1 protein-coding gene is annotated in these 1,385 nt (G+C 62.2%); it reads left to right on the forward strand.

Features of this window, described 5'->3' with window-relative positions; genetic code table 11:
* The first annotated feature begins 96 nt into the window (after window positions 1-96).
* Complete coding sequence (locus NDB2M4_RS19640) at window positions 97-1,128, forward strand: IS110 family RNA-guided transposase (protein WP_072378383.1); 1,032 nt, start codon at window positions 97-99, stop codon at window positions 1,126-1,128.
* The last annotated feature ends 257 nt before the right edge of the window (window positions 1,129-1,385 follow it).

Below are 1,385 nucleotides of genomic sequence, written 5' to 3' on the forward strand. Positions count from 1 at the left end.
TGTGTGGACATCGGGTAATCGCGGCGGAGCATGATCCTCCATAGTGCCGCGGTCAGAGCGCTATTGCTCGGCTCTTCGCACATCGGAGGCTGCTCGATGACCTGCTATGTCGGATTGGACGTGTCACAGAAGATGACGGCGATCTGCGTCGTCAATGAAGTTGGCCAGAGGCTTTGGCGCGGGCAGTGCCGGTCGGTGCCAAGTGAGATCGAGGCCAGTGTGCGGCGACATGCAGGTGTCGAAGCTCGCATCGGCCTTGAGACAGGGCCCATGACGCCATGGCTGGTGCATGCGCTGCGGGCTCTTCATCTTGACGTGGTTTGCCTCGATGCACGTCACGCCCGCGCCGCTCTCAAGATGCAGCTGAACAAGAACGATGAGAACGACGCCGAGGGCTTGGCGCAGATCATGCGCACGGGATGGTATCGGTCGGTGCACGTCAAGTCCTTCGAGGCTCACCGTGCCCGCGCCTTACTTGGCGCCCGATCACAGCTGGTCGGTATGACCACGCGCTTGTCGAACCACATCCGAGGCGTGCTGAAGACGTTCGGTCTTCTGCCGGGCGCCGTGCGCGGCCTCCCTTTCGATCGCCGCGTCGATGATCTTCTTGCCGATCATCCCGATCTCGCCCCGATCGTCCGTCCGATGCTGACGGCCTGGCGGCGCCTCCGAGAACAGATCGCGGTGTTTGACAAAGCTATCTGCGCCATCGTCAAGCAGAGTGCAACTTGCCGCCTCCTGATGAGCGTGCCCGGCATCGGTGCGCTATCCGTGCTCGCCTACATCAGCACCGTTGAGGAGCCAAATCGCTTCAAACGATCACGATCGGTTGGAGCGCACCTGGGACTTACGCCCCGACAATATCAATCCGGAGAGAGTGATCGCAGCGGCAAGATCTCGCGCTGTGGCGACCATCTCGCCCGCACTCTGATGTATGAGGCGGCAGTCGTTATTCTGACGCGCGTCAAGCGCTCTTCGCGCCTCAAAGACTGGGCCCTCGCCATCGCAAGGCGATCAGGCTTCGGCAAGGCGCGCGTCGCGCTCGCACGCAAGCTAAGCGTCATCCTTCACAGCATTTGGAAATCAGGAGCGCCTTTCCGTTGGTCGGCGCCGGCAATGTCGGCGTGATAACGACGCTCCTGCCTGAGATCACCGCGAGGTGAACGGGTGCCCTGCGGGGCGAAGGTGCAGCTGACTGCGTGGCGTGCCGATGGGTGGCCTTCCCGGCTCAACCCGCTGTGGACCTTGCAGCGCCTGCGCTTCGAACCAGATGTTGCGGCGGCCACGCCGACCGCGGAGAGAACCGTGACCTCGAAGGGCAATACCCAACCTTGACAAAGGAGGCGCGATTAGAGAACGGCACCCCGTTGGCAAGGACTTTCTGG

It is taken from the genome of Hyphomicrobium sp. NDB2Meth4, from assembly GCF_900117445.1.
GTDB lineage: Bacteria > Pseudomonadota > Alphaproteobacteria > Rhizobiales > Hyphomicrobiaceae > Hyphomicrobium_A.